17 protein-coding genes and 2 pseudogenes are annotated in these 16,403 nt (G+C 67.3%); 5 read left to right on the top strand and 14 right to left on the bottom strand.

Going from position 1 to position 16,403, the window contains the following annotated elements; translation table 11 throughout:
- Nucleotides 1–45 precede the first annotated feature (45 nt).
- Both THSYN_RS10415 and THSYN_RS10410 read right to left on the bottom strand, forming a co-directional pair.
- The gene (locus THSYN_RS10415; protein ID WP_100919083.1) at nucleotides 46–618 is read right to left on the bottom strand and encodes a PilN domain-containing protein; all 573 of its coding nucleotides are present in this window, start codon (nucleotides 616–618) and stop codon (nucleotides 46–48) included.
- On the bottom strand, nucleotides 618–1,691 hold the full coding sequence (locus THSYN_RS10410) for a pilus assembly protein PilM (protein WP_100919082.1): 1,074 nt from the start codon (nucleotides 1,689–1,691) through the stop codon (nucleotides 618–620). The genes THSYN_RS10415 and THSYN_RS10410 overlap by 1 nt, the downstream gene beginning before the upstream one ends.
- A 501-nt stretch (nucleotides 1,692–2,192) precedes the next feature.
- Between THSYN_RS10410 and THSYN_RS10405 the strand changes: the two genes are divergently transcribed.
- Nucleotides 2,193–2,804 carry a hypothetical protein gene (locus THSYN_RS10405; protein ID WP_100919081.1) on the top strand — a complete coding sequence of 204 codons (612 nt, stop codon included), beginning with the start codon at nucleotides 2,193–2,195 and terminating at the stop codon, nucleotides 2,802–2,804.
- Nucleotides 2,805–3,020: 216 nt separating this feature from the next.
- Nucleotides 3,021–4,007, top strand: coding sequence for a malate dehydrogenase (locus tag THSYN_RS10400; RefSeq protein WP_100919080.1), 987 nt, complete (start codon nucleotides 3,021–3,023; stop codon nucleotides 4,005–4,007).
- Between the two features lie 632 nt (nucleotides 4,008–4,639).
- Here the strand turns inward: THSYN_RS10400 and THSYN_RS10395 are convergent.
- The 7 genes from THSYN_RS10395 to THSYN_RS10365 form a co-directional block, all read right to left on the bottom strand.
- Complete coding sequence (locus THSYN_RS10395; protein ID WP_157817584.1) at nucleotides 4,640–5,239, bottom strand: Lcl C-terminal domain-containing protein; 600 nt, start codon at nucleotides 5,237–5,239, stop codon at nucleotides 4,640–4,642.
- Nucleotides 5,240–5,790: 551 nt separating this feature from the next.
- On the bottom strand, nucleotides 5,791–6,375 hold the full coding sequence (locus THSYN_RS10390; protein WP_157817583.1) for a DUF2887 domain-containing protein: 585 nt from the start codon (nucleotides 6,373–6,375) through the stop codon (nucleotides 5,791–5,793).
- Between the two features lie 169 nt (nucleotides 6,376–6,544).
- A complete protein-coding gene (locus THSYN_RS10385) occupies nucleotides 6,545–6,931 on the bottom strand; it encodes a HEPN domain-containing protein (protein ID WP_100919078.1) in 387 nt (128 codons plus the stop codon).
- A complete protein-coding gene (locus THSYN_RS10380) occupies nucleotides 6,928–7,245 on the bottom strand; it encodes a nucleotidyltransferase domain-containing protein (RefSeq protein ID WP_100919077.1) in 318 nt (105 codons plus the stop codon). Before THSYN_RS10380 ends, THSYN_RS10385 begins: the two co-directional genes overlap by 4 nt.
- Before the next feature lie 151 nt (nucleotides 7,246–7,396).
- Complete coding sequence (rpmE, locus tag THSYN_RS10375) at nucleotides 7,397–7,597, bottom strand: 50S ribosomal protein L31 (protein WP_100919076.1); 201 nt, start codon at nucleotides 7,595–7,597, stop codon at nucleotides 7,397–7,399.
- 66 nt (nucleotides 7,598–7,663) lie between these two features.
- Nucleotides 7,664–8,923 carry a radical SAM family heme chaperone HemW gene (hemW, locus tag THSYN_RS10370; RefSeq protein ID WP_418219912.1) on the bottom strand — a complete coding sequence of 420 codons (1,260 nt, stop codon included), beginning with the start codon at nucleotides 8,921–8,923 and terminating at the stop codon, nucleotides 7,664–7,666.
- Entirely contained in the window at nucleotides 8,920–9,504 is a 585-nt protein-coding gene (locus THSYN_RS10365; protein ID WP_100919075.1) for a hypothetical protein, read from the bottom strand. Before THSYN_RS10365 ends, hemW begins: the two co-directional genes overlap by 4 nt.
- A 154-nt stretch (nucleotides 9,505–9,658) precedes the next feature.
- On the opposite strand from THSYN_RS10365, the gene phoB reads away from it, so the two are divergent.
- The 3 genes from phoB to THSYN_RS10350 all read left to right on the top strand — a co-directional run bounded on the left by phoB (nucleotide 9,659) and on the right by THSYN_RS10350 (nucleotide 12,978).
- Nucleotides 9,659–10,345, top strand: coding sequence for a phosphate regulon transcriptional regulator PhoB (phoB, locus tag THSYN_RS10360; protein WP_100919074.1), 687 nt, complete (start codon nucleotides 9,659–9,661; stop codon nucleotides 10,343–10,345).
- Entirely contained in the window at nucleotides 10,342–11,688 is a 1,347-nt protein-coding gene (phoR, locus tag THSYN_RS10355; RefSeq protein WP_335582514.1) for a phosphate regulon sensor histidine kinase PhoR, read from the top strand. The genes phoB and phoR overlap by 4 nt, the downstream gene beginning before the upstream one ends.
- Nucleotides 11,689–11,934: 246 nt before the next feature.
- Nucleotides 11,935–12,978: an endonuclease gene (locus THSYN_RS10350; RefSeq protein WP_216644723.1), complete on the top strand. Its 1,044-nt coding sequence runs from the start codon at nucleotides 11,935–11,937 to the stop codon at nucleotides 12,976–12,978.
- A gap of 3 nt (nucleotides 12,979–12,981) precedes the next feature.
- Here the strand turns inward: THSYN_RS10350 and THSYN_RS33675 are convergent, their stop codons facing one another.
- The 5 genes and pseudogenes from THSYN_RS33675 to THSYN_RS10330 all read right to left on the bottom strand — a co-directional run bounded on the left by THSYN_RS33675 (nucleotide 12,982) and on the right by THSYN_RS10330 (nucleotide 16,386).
- A complete protein-coding gene (locus THSYN_RS33675) occupies nucleotides 12,982–13,155 on the bottom strand; it encodes a hypothetical protein (protein WP_157817582.1) in 174 nt (57 codons plus the stop codon).
- A 114-nt stretch (nucleotides 13,156–13,269) separates the two neighbouring features.
- A pseudogene (locus THSYN_RS37235) lies at nucleotides 13,270–13,824 on the bottom strand (exosortase H-associated membrane protein); the annotation flags it as partial.
- Nucleotides 13,825–13,908: 84 nt separating this feature from the next.
- A pseudogene (gene xrtH / locus THSYN_RS37230) lies at nucleotides 13,909–14,403 on the bottom strand (exosortase H); the annotation flags it as partial.
- Nucleotides 14,404–14,431: 28 nt separating this feature from the next.
- Entirely contained in the window at nucleotides 14,432–15,763 is a 1,332-nt protein-coding gene (locus THSYN_RS10335) for a phenylacetate--CoA ligase family protein (RefSeq protein WP_100919072.1), read from the bottom strand.
- 185 nt (nucleotides 15,764–15,948) lie between these two features.
- Complete coding sequence (locus tag THSYN_RS10330) at nucleotides 15,949–16,386, bottom strand: ACT domain-containing protein (RefSeq protein ID WP_100919071.1); 438 nt, start codon at nucleotides 16,384–16,386, stop codon at nucleotides 15,949–15,951.
- Nucleotides 16,387–16,403: the final 17 nt, after the last annotated feature.

Here is a 16,403-nt window from a genome sequence, read left to right as displayed (position 1 = left end):
ATCCGGAAGGTTCGTTCTGGTCGCGGGTGCCGCGTCGCGGCACTGTTACGACGGTTTGTTACCGTCGCGGCCGGCGACGGGTTGTATCTGGTCGAATGACAGGCGGAAATGACTCAAGCCGGTCCCGGTCTTGTCCTTGTGTTCGATCAGCAGCAGGCGCGGGTTGCCGAGCCAGGCGGACCCCTCGACGCTGCGCATGAAGGCCGAGACCCGGGCGTTCGACTGGGCGCGCCCCTCCAACACGATGTTGCGTCCAGTCTGCTCCAGCTTGGTCAGATAGACCCCCTCGGGAATTGCCGCCACCAGTTCGTCAAAGAGTCTGACCACCTCCGGGCGGCTCTGTTGCAACTGCTGGATGATGTTCATGCGGGCAAGCAGCTTGGCCTTGGTCTCCTCCAGGGTCTGGATCTCCTTGATCTGGCGGTTGAGCTGACTGATCTGGTCGTCGATGTAGCGGTTGCGGTCCTGCTGCGCCGCGATCCTGGACTCGAACCAAAAATGCACCCCGACCGCGCTCAGCAAGGCCGCCCCCAGCGCGACCCCGGCAACGATAGCGAATTCCCGCCGCCGCCGCCGCCGTTCGGCCTCACGCCAAGGGAGTAGATTGATCCGGGCCATCAGTCGAATCCTCGCAACGCAAGACCCACGGCAACCATCAGTCCGGGGGCCTCGCGCATCAGCTCCTGGGCCTTGATCCGGGGGGAGAGCGACATCTGCGTGAAGGGATTCGCCACCATGGTGGGCAGACCCAGGCGCTCCTCGACCAACTCATCGATCTTGCGGATACTGGCGGCACCGCCGGCCAGGATCACCTGATCCACCCGGCTGAAGGTGGAACCGGAATAAAAGAACTGGAGCGCCCGACTGATTTGCTGGGCCAGTGCCTCCTTGAAGGGACTCAATACCTCCGTGTCGTAGTTCTCGGCAACGTCGCCGTCGAGGATCTTCTGGGTGGCCTGGTCGCGCGGCAACCCATAGCGCCGCTGCACCTCATCGATGAGCTGTTGGCCGCCGAAATTCTGCTCACGCGTGTACACCACCTGGCCCTCGTGGAGCACATGCAGGGTCGTCGTGGAGGCGCCGACGTCGGCCACCGCGACGGTCTGCTCCGTGTGCTCGTCGCCGCGGCCGCCCAGAATGAGGCTGCAGGCGTTCTCCATGGCGTAAGCCTCGACATCGACCACCGCGGCGGTCAGACCGCCAATCTCCAGGGCGTTCACGCGGTCGTCCACGTTTTCGCGGCGGGAGGCGGCGAGCAGGACGTCGACCATGTCCGCACTCGCCTGGGACGACCCCAGTACGTCGAAGTCGATGTTCACCTCCTCCAGCGGATAGGGGATGTACTGGTCCGCCTCCAACTGGATCTGGTTCTCCATCTCCGCGTCACTCAGCGCGGCAGACATCGAGATCACCTTGGTGATGACCGCGGACCCGGACACGGCCACCGCGGCGCGCTTGGTCTTGGTGCCGGCCCGCAGCACCGCCCGCTGGATGCACTGGCCCACCGCCTCGGCGTCGGCGATCTTCTTCTCCACCACCGCGTTGCTCGGCAGGGGCTCGATGGCGAAGGTCTCGACCCGATACAGGGCCGTGCTCGAACCGACGCTCTGTGACAACTCGATCAGCTTGATGGCGGTCGAACTGATGTCGATGCCCAGCATGGCCTTGTTTTTGCGGCGAAGACCGAACATGGGATTCTCTTAAAACCTGGTAGCTTGCGCGGAGGACCTACAATGGACCGCGCAATGGCTCGCTAACTATATCAAACCGAGAATGTTTTGTGGGAGAACCTGGAACCCGAAACCTGCAACCCCCATATTAGTGGCGTGCAGAGGGCCGACCCGCCGGGGACCCGTGGCACCCGCGAGCGGCCGCCGCATCGCGACTGCAAAAAAATGCGCCGACCAGGCGTGCATGTTAACGTTCGGCTAACCCTCGCCGCCCGTCACTATGCCTGCATCGCAGCGCCGCCGCGAGCCCCATGTGAGGCGCTGCGCCACGCGGGCGCCCGAAACGGCTCGATTGCCGCCCATGAACGCAAATAATCTGTCATTATTCAATTGGTTGGAAGCCACGGGCGCAAACCCCGAACAACCGCCCGGCAGGCCACCCGCGACCTTGACGCCGCGGGCTGGCTTGCGTCCGCGTGCGGCTGGACGGTCCTTGCGGGGCGGCGCGAACGGAGGTAACTCATGGCAGGACGAGACCGTTTAAACGCGGCGCACTGGCGCATCGCCTACGAGGCGGCCCGCATCATGGTAGAGCAGGACCTGTCGGACTTCGACCGGGCGCGCCGCAAGGCCGCCGCCCGCATCGGCATCCTCGATCGGCGCAGTTGGCCGACCAACGAGGCGATCCAGGAGGCGCTCTCGACCCAACGCCGACTCTTCCCCGGCGCCGCGCAGGCCGCGGCGCTGCGGCGCTTGCGCGGCGACGCGCTCCAGGCCATGCGCCGCTTCAGCGCCTTCAGCCCCCGCCTGATCGGCCCCCTGCTGCATGGGTCAGGCCAGGCCGCCGCGGGCGTGCAACTATGCCTCTACGCGGAGTGCCCGGAGGACGTGGTGTTCGCGCTGATCGAGGCGCACATCCCCTGGCACGAGCGTGAGCGCAGTTTTCGCTACGGAAACGGGGAGCGTCGCACCCACCCGGCGTTGCGCTTCGTGGCCGGCGAAACCCCCATCGAACTCGTCGTGCTGCCGCGCCAGGCCCTGCGCAACCCACCGCTGGACCCGGTGACCGAGCGGCCCGAACGGGGACTCGACAGCGCCGAACTGGAACGTCTGCTAACCGAGAATGGCGAATAGACAGTATTGAGGTTTCGGTATTTTCCCGCGTCTCATCGGGTTGGATCAGCCATTTTCCGGTCCTGCCAATGCTGCACAATGATGCATTGACAGCACCACCAGGAACTTTTAACATCTTGGTTTTCCGGCGCTTGTTATCTTCCCCGAGGAATCCGACCGGCACCGGCCGCCGCTATCGCACCATTCCCACCACGCCCTGTCCTACCGGAGTGACCTATGTCCAAACCCGCCATGCGCGTCGCCGTTTCCGGCGCCGCCGGCCAGATTGCTTATAGCCTGCTGTTCCGTATCGCCTCGGGCGACATGCTTGGCCGCGACCAGCCGGTCATCCTGCAGCTGCTCGACCTGCCGCAGGCGCAGCTCGCCGCGCAGGGCGTCATGATGGAACTTGAGGACTGCGCCTTCCCGCTGCTCGCCGGCATGATCAGCACCGATGACCCGAACGTCGCCTTCAAGGACGCCGACGTCTGCCTGCTGGTCGGCGCCCGCCCGCGCACCAAGGGCATGGAGCGCGCCGATCTGCTGAGCGCCAACGGCGCCATTTTCACCGTGCAGGGCAAGGCCATCGCCACCCACGCCAAGGAGGCCGTCAAGGTCCTGGTGGTCGGCAACCCCGCCAACACCAACGCGTACATCGCCGGCAACACCGCCCGCAAGGTCGGCCGCACCGACCCGAACAACTACCACGGTATGCTGCGCCTGGACCACAACCGCGCCCTGTCGCAACTGGCCGCCAAGATCGGGCGTCCAGTCTCGTCCCTGAAGCAGTTGGTCGTCTGGGGCAACCACTCCCCCACCATGTACGCGGACTACCGCTATACGACCTCCAACGGCGACAACGTCAAGGCCCTGATCAACGACCACGCCTGGAACAACAACACCTTCCTGCCGACCGTCGGCAAGCGCGGCGCCGCCATCATTGAGGCCCGCGGCCTGTCGTCTGCCGCGTCCGCGGCCAACGCCGCCATCGACCACGTCCGTGACTGGGTGCTCGGTTCCGACGAGTGGGTCACCATGGGCGTGCCCTCCGACGGCTCCTACGGCATCCCCGCCGGCATCGTGTTCGGCATGCCGTGCGAGTGCAAGGGCGGCGCCTTCAAGATCATCCCGGGCCTGGAGATCGACGACTACAGCCGCGAGAAGATCAATATCACGTTGAAGGAATTGACGGACGAGGCGGAAGCCGTGAAGTCCATGCTTTAGCGACGGGCCTTCGCTTGTCGGTGAGGCCAGGGATGGCCCGCGGCGTAGCGCGACATGAGAGGTCGCGTCGGCCCGTCGCTTGGTAAAGAGAGACGGCTGAATAGGGAAGCGGCGCCGGTGGCCATCGTCCGGCAGGCAGGCCTGGACAGGCTGGAGTCCAAGGCTTCAGCCTTGGCGCCCTCCCCGCCAAGGCTGAAGCCTTGGACTCCGGGCGCACGTCCACCCATGGCGTGGCGCAAGCACCGCCGCGCGAGCGCCTTCGGCCGTCAGGGAAACCGTTCGATCGGCAAGAAGGCCAGTAGCGGTCCGCACCGCGGACCCGACGGGTTGGCCACGCCGTAGGGTCCGCTGCGCGGACCGGCGACCTCGCGGACAACGCAGGGGCGGGCATTATAGTCAAGGCCCCACACGCGATGCGCGCGCGAGCAGGGGGAAGTATCCCCCCTCATCCCCCTCTAACGACCGTGGAAGGAACCTCAGCCACCCAGGTCGATGAAAGCTTGCCTGGGAGCGGCTAGCAGAAGCGCTGCGAGGCCGCGGTAACCGGCGACGTGGCGGGCGCTTGCGAGGCCTGGTCGCGGCTGAAGCCGCTCCCACGGCGTCGCCGCGCGACCTTTATGGTAAGCGCTGAATCATCCGCATGACCGAATAACCCAAGTCGCTCGCCGCCCGCGTCGGGTAGCACCGAGCGCCAGCAGGCCCAGTGCCATCAGCAGGCCAGTCGCGGGTAGCGGGGCGGCGGCGGCTTGTCCGGGGCGCACGGCCCAGCCGTAGAACTGGCTGTTGTCCTTACTGCCGAGTTCTTGGACGCCGTTTACGGTGTAGAAATCCCAGGCGTAGAGTGCATTCACCGAATATGTCGTGCCGGACCAGTACACAGGTACCTGCATGTTGGTGAAATGTTGAGTTAGCGTCGCGCTGGTAGTGATGCTTTGGTTGTCGCTCAGGCCGCCCTCGGTGTAGAACAGGTGCCCCATTTCACTTCCGGCACAGTTGTAGCCGACACAAGGGCCGGTACCGTCGCTATTTCGTGCCGACCACAGCCGCCAGTCGTTGGTGCCCGCGTAGTTGGCCGCGTTCATCGCCGTGATCCAGTTCAGAGCCACGGCCCAGGTCATGGTGCCGTTGGCCGCGATACCGGTCACGCCAAAGTCCACCGTGTCGGCCAGGTTGGCGTTTTTCAGCCAGGTCAATCCCGTCGTACCATTGTCGTTGTCCCAGACCAGGTCCACGCCGCCCGCCGTGTAGTCGAGCAGCTCCGCCTGAGCCGCACCGCCGCCCCCAGCAGCGCCCCCGCCAGCAGCCCCGCGCCCGTCAGTGTCGTCTTCATCGCTTGCCTCCGGCCTATCGGTTGAATAAAGGTTTCGGCAACGCGGAGCCCGGTGGTTTCTTTGCGGCGCGGGCGACGAGTGCTGCCGACCCCGATTCTACCTTAGTGGGGGAGGGTGAGAACGACAAGACACCTGATCCGACAGGCGGCATCAGTCCGGCGCGCAGGACGCGCAGCGGTTCCATCATCTTTACCTTGAAAGTCGCGCAGCGACGCTGTGGGAGCGGCTTCAGCCGCGACGAGACCTCGCGGGTTACCCGAGCGTCGCGGGTCACCGCCTCTGCGTCTCTGCGCCTCTGCGTGAACCCTCTTAAAAAATCTCACGCAGAGACGCAGAGACGCCCGTAGGGCGGAACGCGCAACGGTTCGGCCGTCTTCGGCGTCGGCGCCATGGCGGATCGCCCTGCGGGCGTCCGCCCTACGGCACCGCGCAACAGCCTACACCGTCGCGCGTCAGGGCGCCTTCGGCACGCCGCGCCGCGGCCTGGGACCGAGCAGGTCCTCCAGGCTCTGGGCCTCGAAGATCCCTTCCAGCCAGCCGTCCAACTGAGCCATGGCGGCCGCGTCCAGACGCACGACGGCCCAGCGGGGCAGGACACCAAAGCGGCGCTTCAGCAATCGCTTGAGTCCATCGGCCTTGCCCTTGACCTCGCCCTCGGCCTTGCCCTTGGCAAAGATATCCTGATAGGCGCGTGTTTGTTCCAGGGGAACCAGTACCGGAAACATGGTGCGCAACTCATCATCGGTGGGTAATGGAAACCGTTCCATCAGCCAACATTCGAGCATCCGCTCCAGGGTGGCGCGGATCAGCGGCGCCAGGGGTGCCGCACGGATCACCTGCCAAGCCTGCGGTGCGCGGACCCGCAGGTCCTCGGCGCGCGGGATAATCAGCGGGACCAGCGCCGCAACATAGGGGTTGTCCGGCTCAAGCTCCAGCCACCGGGGCAGGCCCTCGTCCAGGTACGCGACCGAGCACAGAGGCGTTCCGGCGCCCGGCGGCATCCTGGGATCATCGCCAGCGCGCAGGAAGATGAGCATACCCCGATGCCGCCCATGGCTTCAGGATAGCGCAATCAGAGGCCCTGTCCGGCCGGCGGGGCTGGCGTCCACGACTTGACTGTAAACGTCAGGCCGGGACCCGGGCAGTGTGGCGGATCGCCCTGCGGGCATCCGCCCGTGGGCTCCCGCGGGCATCCGCTCTTCGGCATCAGGGGCCAATCAAATCGGCGATCCGCTCGACAAAACGCCCCGCGGTCTCGATCGCCGCGGCGGCCCGCTCGGCGGGGATGTCGGCATCCGGACCGAGCTCATAATCGGCCACGGCCTTCAGATTGTAGGCCTGACTCAGAAACGCCGGGAAGCTTACATCAAGTCTCGTCTCGCCCCTGGCCAGCCGATGGAACTCGCGTTGCACGCCTTGATGGGTCTTCGTGAACTTTCCGGTGCGTTCAAAGATGAAGGCCGAAGCGGCGTGAAAGGCGGCGAGGTAAGCGCCGCGACCGGCGTCGTTCACGAGCGCCACACCGAGACTCACCTGCGCGTTCGCGAGGCATTGACGCGCCTTGGCGAGGTGCAGCGCGGATTCCGGCGTCACAGGTCCACACCTTCGCGCCGCACTTCGTGCATCAGGGGGGTCCGCTCCCGGTAGGACCCGGCCCGATAGGGCATCGCGTGGATCACAGCGCCCGTCTCCCCCAGGATGTCGGTGGCCACCAGTGCGATCCGGTCGGCCTCGGCCCAGCGGTCGTGCAGGTCACTGAGAAATACCGCGACGTCGTAGTCGGAGTCGTTGCGGGCATCGCCGCGGGCGCGCGAGCCGAACAATACCAGGCGCTCGATGCGATCCCCGTAAAGGGTCTGGAGCGCGGCGCGCAGCTTAGATGTCACCAGCGGGTCAGCGGCGGCCATGGGTTGGCTTCCGGTATGGTGTGGGTTCGACTTGCCGTTCTGTGCCGTTATCTTGAGCAAGCAAAACGGGAGATGCCAAGCAGATTGGCATCTCCCTCTTGCGTTGCTGTGCGCAGCACCAGAAGACGGCGCGCGCGGGAACGCGCGCCGTCTAGCGCGCGTACTTGCGGCGGAAGCGGTCGACGCGTCCGGCGGTGTCGACGATCTTCTGCTTGCCCGTGTAGAACGGATGGCAGGCGGAGCAGACCTCGATATGCACGTCCTTACCCAGCGTGGAGCGGGTCTGGAACTCGTTGCCGCAACTGCACGCCACCTTCACATCGCCATAGGCGGGGTGGATTCCTTCTTTCATGATGACCCTTCTCGCCCTGCACGGGCTCGCTATATATCTGGGGGGAACGCCGAACGCGACACGATATCACCCTGCGTGCTGTCCCGCAACCATGCCGCGCCCCTGATCGGGGCTGTCCTCGACCAGGAAGCGCATCACCAGGTCGTCGGTGAAGGCGCAGCCCAGTTCGGTGGGTACGACGCTATCGGCGGTCACCGCCAGCAGCCCATCGGACAGCGCCGCGGCGACGAGCGGCTCGATCCGCGACCAGGGCAACCCGGTGCGGGCCGTGAAGAGCCCCCGCTCGAACCCCGCCGTGAGCCGCAAGGCATTGAGTGCGAACTCAAAGACCCGGTCGGCGTCGCTCAGGTCGCGCGTGCTGCTGCACAAGGCTGCCGGCGCTGACCCCAGGTAAAGCGCCGGTCGCTCCCACTTGGCGGTGCGCCGGATGGTCCCGGAGCACGGGTCGGTGAGCTTGCCGTGGGCGCCGGCCCCGATCCCCAGATAGTCCCCGAAGCGCCAGTAGTTGAGATTGTGCCGGCACTGCCGCCCGGGGCCGGCGTAGGCCGAGACCTCATACTGGGCGTACCCCGCCTGATCCAGCCGCGCCCGCCCGGCGGCGGCCATGTCGGCGGCCAGGTCGCCGTCCGGGAGCGGCGGCGGGGCGCGGTGGAAGGGGGTGTCAGGCTCCAGGGTGAGCTGATAGTAGGAGATGTGCGCGGGCGCCAGTTCGATCAGGGCCGCCAGGTCCGCCGCGGCCTGGGCCAGGGTCTGCCCCGGCAGGGCGAACATCAGGTCCAGGTTCAGGTTGTCGATACCGGCGGCACGGGCGGCACCGATGGCGGCGCGCGCCGCTGCCGGGTCATGGATGCGCCCGAGGCGCTCCAACATCCCGGCATCCAGGCTCTGGACGCCGATGGACAGACGATTGACCCCGGCCTGCCGGTAGGCGTCGAAGCGCGCGGCATCGGCCGCGCCGGGATTGGCCTCCAGCGTGATCTCGCAGTCCGCCGCCACCACCGTGCGCGCGCGCACCCCGTCCAGGAGACGCCGGATGGCCGTCCCGGGAAACAGGCTGGGGGTACCGCCGCCGATAAAGATGCTGGTCAGTGGGCGCCCGGCCGCGGGGTCGCACAGGTCCTGCTCCAGGTCCGCCAGCAGCCGTGCCACATAGTCCGCGAAGGGCGGCGCGACACCCGCGGGGTGGGAGTTGAAGTCGCAGTACGGACACTTGCGCAGACACCAGGGGGTGTGGATATAGAGCGCCAGGGGTGGAGTCCGCAGCCCACCGGGGAGGTCCGCGGGCCGCGGCCGCGGACCGCGCGCGGGGTTGTCCCGCGGGTTCACGTCTGGTCGCGCGCGGGCGGCCGGCTCAGCGCCGCGTGATCGCCCCTCTCCCGGGTCTGGTGCGCCCGGTCGTCGGCCGGCAGGTCCTGGATGAATGCGCGAGGTCTCATGGTATCTTGCCGCGTCCTTTGCGGACTTGCGGGGGAGGATGGTGCTGGGACGCGCGGGAGGCCGCGCCCGGGCGGTGGCGAGGGCACCGTGCGCTCAGGCGGGACGCCGCCGGGCGGCAGGGGCGTCGTGCGCTTGCGAGTGTCGCGCCGCCGCCCCGCGGCCGTGCGGATGCGGACCAGGCGCCAGGTCTGTACCACCACCTGATCGACCAGCCAGGCATTGAGCGCGATGGCGAACCCGGTCAGGACCAGAAACAGCGCCTGCTGAACCACGCCGCCGAGCGCCGAATGGGGCGGCTCCAGAAACCCGAGCAGCAGCACCGACCAGGGCAGGGCCGCACCGGCGAGGAAGAAGGCCTCACGGTCGTATCCGGGCGGCAGGACCTCGAGCACGCGCTCGAAGACGAGACCGGCGAGGAAGTACCACAGCACCAGGGCCAGGGTAATTTCGATCAGGCGCTTACCGTTCATGAGGCGTCGATTGTAGCGCGTTCGCCAAACGCGTGGTCAAGACGCCGGACGCCGTGCCGGTGGGCTGCACGCCGTCATTGAACCGTAACCGCCCGGAAATACAATTGCGCCAACGCGACCGCACCCAACCGGACCCCACGGGGACCCAAGCACCATGGCCAGCATCCTGATCGTCGACGATGAGCCCGACATCCGCGCGGTGATCCGCTTCGCGCTCGAGGGCGCGGACTTTCGCTGCCTGGAGGCGGGCCACGCGGACGAGGCGCGCCGCCTCCTGGCCGCCGAGGAACCGGACCTGATGCTGTTGGACTGGATGCTCCCCGGGCGCTCCGGCCTGGAACTGGCCCAGCAGCTCAAGCAAAACCCCAAGACCAGGGCCCTGCCCATCATCATGGTCAGCGCCCGCGGCGAGGAGGAGGACCGCATCAAGGGGCTGGACACCGGGGCCGACGACTATATCGCCAAGCCCTTCTCCCCCCGGGAATTGGTCGCGCGCGTCAACGCCGTGCTGCGGCGCACCCGGCCGGACGATGCGGCCGATGCGGTCGAGGTGGACGGGCTGCACCTCGATCACATCAGCCGCCGGGTCAGCGTCGGGGGCCAGCCGGTCGAGGTCGCGCCGACCGAGTACCGGCTGCTGCACTTCTTCATGACCCACACCGAGCGCGCCTTCAGTCGCTCCCAGTTGCTCGATCAGGTCTGGGGCGATCAGGTCTATGTGGAGGAGCGCACGGTGGACGTGCATGTCCGCCGCCTGCGCAAGGCCCTGGAGGCAAGCAACCACGATCGCCTGTTGCAGACGGTGCGCGGGGTCGGCTACCGCTTCTCGGCCAAGCCCTGAGCGCAACGGCTTTCAGGGGGTATCCACTGATCTTCGAGTTCGCCGCACTCGCACTCACGCTCGCCCTGGGCGTCGCGCTGGTCCTCCTCGGCGCGGCGCCGGCCTGGGTCTGGCCGCTCGTGCCCCTGCCCTACCTGCTGCGCCATCTCTATCTCCTGCTGCGGCTGGTGCGCCTGATCCGCCGTCGGCACCGGCTGACTCCGCCCTACCCACGGGGTCCCTGGGGCGAGGTCTACCGCGGCATCGCCCGCTACCAGCAGCGCGGACGCAAGGGGCGCAAGCGCCAGGTACGCTTCAGCCGCCGCTTCCGCCAGGCCGCGGACGCGGTGCCGGACGCCCTGGTGATCCTGGACAAGCTGCAACGCATCGAGTGGGCCAACCCGGCCGCCGCCGCACTGCTCGACGTCCACTGGCCGCGCGACGAGGGCCGGCGCCTGTCCGAACTGCTCGCCCAACCGGATCTCGCCCCCTTTATCGAAGTCGGCGAATACCTGCGCCCCCTGGAGATCACGCCCGAGCACCACCGCGCGCTCATGCTCTCGCTGCGCATCGCCCCCTTCGGCGAGCACAAGGGCGAGCGACTGGTGGTGGCGCGCGACATCACCAAGCTCTATCACCTCAACATGATCCGGCGTGACTTCGTCGCCAACGCCTCCCATGAACTGCGCACCCCACTCACCGTCATCGCCGGCTTCCTGGAAAACCTGGCGGACGCCCCCGCCACCCCCCCCGCCCACCGCCGGCCGCTGGAACTGATGCAGCGCCAGGCGCAGCGCATGCGCTCCATCATCGAAGACCTGCTGACCCTCTCGCGGCTGGAGATGGACGACCAGGACACCCGTCAGGGGCCGGTGGACGTAGCCGCCGAACTGGAACAGATCGTCCACGAGGCCCAGGCCTTAAGCGACGGACAGCACCGCATCGAGACCAGGATCGATCCGACCCTGCGGCTCCTCGGCAATCAGGTCGAGTTGCGCAGCGCCCTGTCCAACCTGATCCACAACGCGGTGCGGCATACCAGGCCGGGCACCAGCATCCACATCCGCTGGGAGCAGGACGCGGACGGCCCCCTGTTCAGCGTCGCCGACGACGGCGAGGGCATCGCCCCCGAACACCTGCCGCGGCTCACCGAGCGCTTCTACCGGGTCGACCAGGGCCGCTCGCGCGCCGTCGGCGGCACCGGGCTCGGGCTCGCCATCGTCAAACACGTACTCAACCGCCACGACGCCCGGCTTGTCATCGCCAGCACCCTGGGCACCGGCACCCGCTTCGCCTGCCAGTTCCCGGCCGCGCGCGGCGTCCCGGTAGGTAGCCGCGAGGAAGCTTGCGCGTCAATTAGCTAGGTCTCTCTCGTACCTCCCCCGTAGGATGGATAGAGCGCAGCGAAACCCATCGCTTGCAGGAAACCAAGCCGTTGCTTGCCGCGTTTTGCCGCGCTCCACCCAGCCGACGGAGCGGGCCTGGAGCGGGTCCCGGGCGAATGCTTGCCCAAGCGCCGCGCGGTATCGCGAGAAGCGTCTTCAAAATGTGGTCGCCCGCTCTGTTACAGTGCCAGGCCGTGCTCGCCACGCCCGCCCGCCAGTGTCCGGATGCCCCCTCGCTCACGCCGCTCCCGCCCCTCACCCGCCGCCGCCTCCCTCACCAGCTTCCAGACCTTCGCCCGCTACACCCTCGGTGCCCTGCGCGACCTGACCTTGGGACTCACGCTGATCTCGGCGCTGTCCTATCTGCCGGCGTCCGTGACCCACGGCTGGTCAGCCCAGGCCCTGCGCGCCCTGGCCATCGCGCACGACATCCGGGTCCTGCTGCACGATGTGATACTGGACAGCGCGGCCGGTGCCGCGGGGCTGATCAGGGGCCTGGGACCGGTACCGGCGCCCGCACCGCCAGTGCCCGCGCAGACACCCGCCGGGGGACGCACGCCAGGACCGGTGCCCGCGCTGCCGCCCCCGGAGTTGCCGCACGTCGCCGCCAGCTTCAGCGCCGCCAAGCGCCGGCTCTACGACCAGGTCTATGCCGACCACCGCCTGAGCTTCTACTGCGGCTGCGCCTTCGATGCGCAGCACCGCACGGATCTCGGCGGGTGCGGACTCGCGGCCCTGGCCGGGGAGAAACGGGCGCAGCGCGTCGAGGCCGACCACGTCTTCCCCGCCGCCCAGTTCGGCCAGGCACGCCCCTGCTGGCGCGACCCCGCGGCCTTCCCGGCCTGCGCCCAAACCGGCGCCCGCCCGCCGACCCGGCGCCAATGCTGTGAAAAGGTCGACCCGCTCTTCGCCGCCGCCCACAACGACCTGCAGAACCTGGTCCCCGCGGTCGGCACCATCAACGGCCAGCGCTCCGACTACAACTGGGGTCTGGTCAGCGGCAGCGACCAATACGGCACCTGCGCCATCCGCATCGACGCCGGCACCCGCCGCGTCCAACCCCCGCCCGCGGTACGCGGCGACATCGCCCGCATCATGCTCTACATGCGCGACACTTACGGCTTCAACCTCAGCCGCCAGGACGCGCAACTCTACGCCGCGTGGAACAACGCCGACCCGCCCGACGCCTGGGAACTGGAACGCGACCGGCGGATCGGCCGCCTCCAAGGGCGCGGCAACCGCTATGTCGAGGACTACCAGCGGCAGTGACGACTAAAACGGCACCCGCTCGTACATATCGCGCCGGCGCAACCGACAACCCAGCGCGGCCAGGTCGATCGTGTCGTCGCGATCCCCATCGTCGGTCAGCAGCCGGCGGCCGGCGGCCGCGCGGACGTCGTGCTCCACCCGGCACTCGGTCTGCGCGACCAGCAGATAGTCCTGCAAGGACGCAAGGGTGCGGTAGTGCCATTTGAACTGATGAAGAATAGGGCACTACGCACCAGCCCGGCGCTCCTTGCGTACCGCCGGGGCAAATACCCGGGCCCGAGCGCCGGCCCCTTATCCATCGATGGACGGCCCCTGTTCAACCCCCGGGTGAGATTTGCGGTCCAGTAGGCCCGACACCGCGGGACGGAACTGGGCGAACCAAAGCACGATAGGTACCGCGGGCGGGAGGATCAGGAAGCCGAATTGGTAAGCCAACGCCAGCCCCTCATAGCCCAGGTTGGTAAATCCGAGCAGTGCCTGCGCCTCCGGGGTCAGTTGAAAGGCCAGCGTCTTGAGGATTTCGGTGGCAATCCCAAAGACCTGAACGGCCGTCAGCAGCAGCATAGCGACGAGCCAGCCGATGACCTTCGCCGCTTCCGAGGCGGGGGTCGCCAGCAGCAGCGCGGTGTACAGCGGCACGCAGTAACCATATTTCAGCGGATTGACCTCGAACACCAGCGTCCCCATCCGGGCGACCCCCTTGACCGTGGTCTGCGCCGGCACCGCGGTAACCACTGTCAGCGCATTCCCCTGCTGCGCGACCTGTTCGACAAGATTGGGAAAGCTCCAGGTCATGAGGGCATCGACCAGGGCGGCGAGTGGGATGGTAAAGAGGATCGAGAAATAGTACCAACCCGCGAAACACACCGGCAGCCAGAACAGGACGCGCAGCAAGAACTGGCGCAGCGGATCCCGCCGCGGCCCGACGCCGGGGCGGGGCAGGCTCGAACGCGGTGCGACCCACCGCAGCCAGACCATAAACACGACGAGCACGTCGAGCATGATCAATGCTTGCCAAATGTAGAGGTGCGCCCACTCGAACGCCGTCTGATGCCATTGACCGATATAGAATAACGTGATGATACGCGCCAGATTGAGCACCTGAACCGTCACCAGGCCGATGGCGATGCCGAGCAGCTTCTGCACCCAGGAGGCGGGGAACGCCAGCATGGCAGCGGCCAGGATGATGCCTGCCTCGACACCGTTACAGCCGGCCTCGATGGAGACCGCGAAGCCGTTGGCAGTGTTCCAGATGACCTTGCCCTGGGCCGCGATCTCACTGTCCCAGATCTGCATCAGGGCGACGGCCAGCGTCGCGATGCCGGTGGTGAACGGAATCACGAGGACCTGCTGCGTCCATGGCAGTAGCTCTGCGGTGAAGAGCACCGCGACGATCAGCAGAAAAACGAGGAAAAAGCGGGTCATTGAAGTGGTCTCGGGCGCCGCGGGCCGTTCAACTGTCCGACAGCGCGCGCTTGTCCAGCACCCGCTTCGCCTTGCCGGCAAAGCGCTCGATGCGCCGCGGCTCCACCAGGTCCACCTCCGCACGGATGCCGGCGACGGCGTGGATCTCGCGCGCGATGCGCTCGCGCAGGGCCTGCATCCGGTCCATGCGGTCGGAGAACATCTCGGCGCGGATCTCCACCTTGACCGTCACCTGATCCAGGGTCCCGGGGCGGTCCACCTCGATCAGATAATGGGGCGTGGTGCCCTCCACGCGCAGCAGGGCCTCCTCGATCTGGGACGGGAAGACGTTGACGCCGCGGATGATCAGCATGTCGTCGCTGCGCCCGGCCACCCGGCCCATGCGCGTCGTGTTACGCCCGCAGGGACAGGGCTCGCGATAGAGCCGCGCGATATCGCGGGTGCGATAGCGGATCATCGGCACCGCCTCGCGGGTCAGGGTGGTGATGACCAACTCCCCGGGCTCGCCCTCCGGTACCGGCTCCAGGGTTTCGGGGTCGATGCACTCCACCAGGAAGTGGTCCTCCTGCAGGTGCATCCCGTTGCGGGCGGCACACTCGCCGCTGACACCGGGGCCGATGATCTCGGAGAGACCGTAGTTGTTGAAGGCGAGGATGTCGAGCTGCTCCTCGATCTCGCGGCGCATGTCTTCGGTCCAGGGCTCGCCGCCGAAGTGGCCGAAGCGCAGCGGCAGTGAGCGCGGGTCCATCCCCAGATCGCGGGCGCCGTCGGCGATGGTGAGGGCATAGCTCGGGGTGCAGACCAGGACCTCGGGGGCCAGGTCATGGATGATGTCGAGTTGGCGGCGGGTATTGCCGGAGGCGGCGGGGATGATGGCCGCCCCGACCCGCTCGACCCCGTAATGGAGCCCGAAGCCGCCGGTGAAGAGCCCGTAGCCGAAGGCGATCTGCACCGTGTGCTCGGGCCGCAGCCCCCCCGCCACCAGAAAGCGGGCGCACAGCCCCGACCAGGTCTTGAGGTCCTGCGCCGTATAGGCGACGAAGGTGGGCCGACCGGTGGTGCCGGAAGATCCGTGGATTCGCGCCACGTCCCTGCGCGGCACCGCGAGGAACCCGAGCGGCTGATGGCGGCGCAGGTCCTCCTTGGTGGTGAAGGGCAGCCGCCGGATGTCGTCCAGGCTGCGGATGCTGCGCCGGGTGATGTCGTGCAGGCGGAAATGCTCGCGATAGAAATGAACCGTGGCGACCCGCTCGACCAGGGCGCGCAGGCGCTCCAGTTGCAGGGCTTCCAGTTCCGGACGCGGCAGGGTTTCCGCGGGGTCGAAGACGCGGTTTTCGATGGCAAAGCCGGGGGTCGGCATAGATCAGGTGCTCGTAGGAAGAATGATTGTCCGCAAATGAACGCAAATGAACGCGAATGAAGAAGAATGAATATCGCTGAGGCGTATCCCGGCAAGTCGCGGCACTGACGCCCCAGACCCGTCCGCGTGACGGGCCAGCCCTCACCTATTTGCGTTCATTTCTTCCCCCTTCTTACGGCCCGACGCTACGAGACGTGACTGAAGAGTTCCTCGGCATCGACCACATGCAGACCGGCGGCAGTGAGGACGGCGATGGCCTGGTCCGGGTCCTCGAAGCGGAAGATGAGGATCGCCTTGTCACCGCGGCGCAGCGAGAAGGCGTACATATACTCGATATTGAGCCCGGCGCTTTCCAGCACCTTCAGTGCCTGGGCCAGACCGCCGGGGCGGTCGAGTACGTCCACCGCCACCACCTCGGTAAGATTGACCACCCAGCCGGCCTTCTCCAGCACCTGCCGGGCCTGCTCCCACTCGCGCACGATCAGGCGCAGGATGCCGAACTGCGCGGTGTCCGCGAGCGACAGGGTCATCAGATTGATGCCCTGCGCGGCGATCGCCTCCAGGGGCGCGCCCAGGCGCCCGGGACGGTTCTCGAGGAAGAGCGAGAGTTGCTGTAGCTTCATGGTTCTTTACTCCCCTG

It is taken from the genome of Candidatus Thiodictyon syntrophicum (assembly GCF_002813775.1).
GTDB lineage: Bacteria > Pseudomonadota > Gammaproteobacteria > Chromatiales > Chromatiaceae > Thiodictyon > Thiodictyon syntrophicum.
The sequence above is the reverse complement of the archived record's forward strand: the minus strand, read 5'-3'. Positions and strand labels throughout refer to the sequence as shown.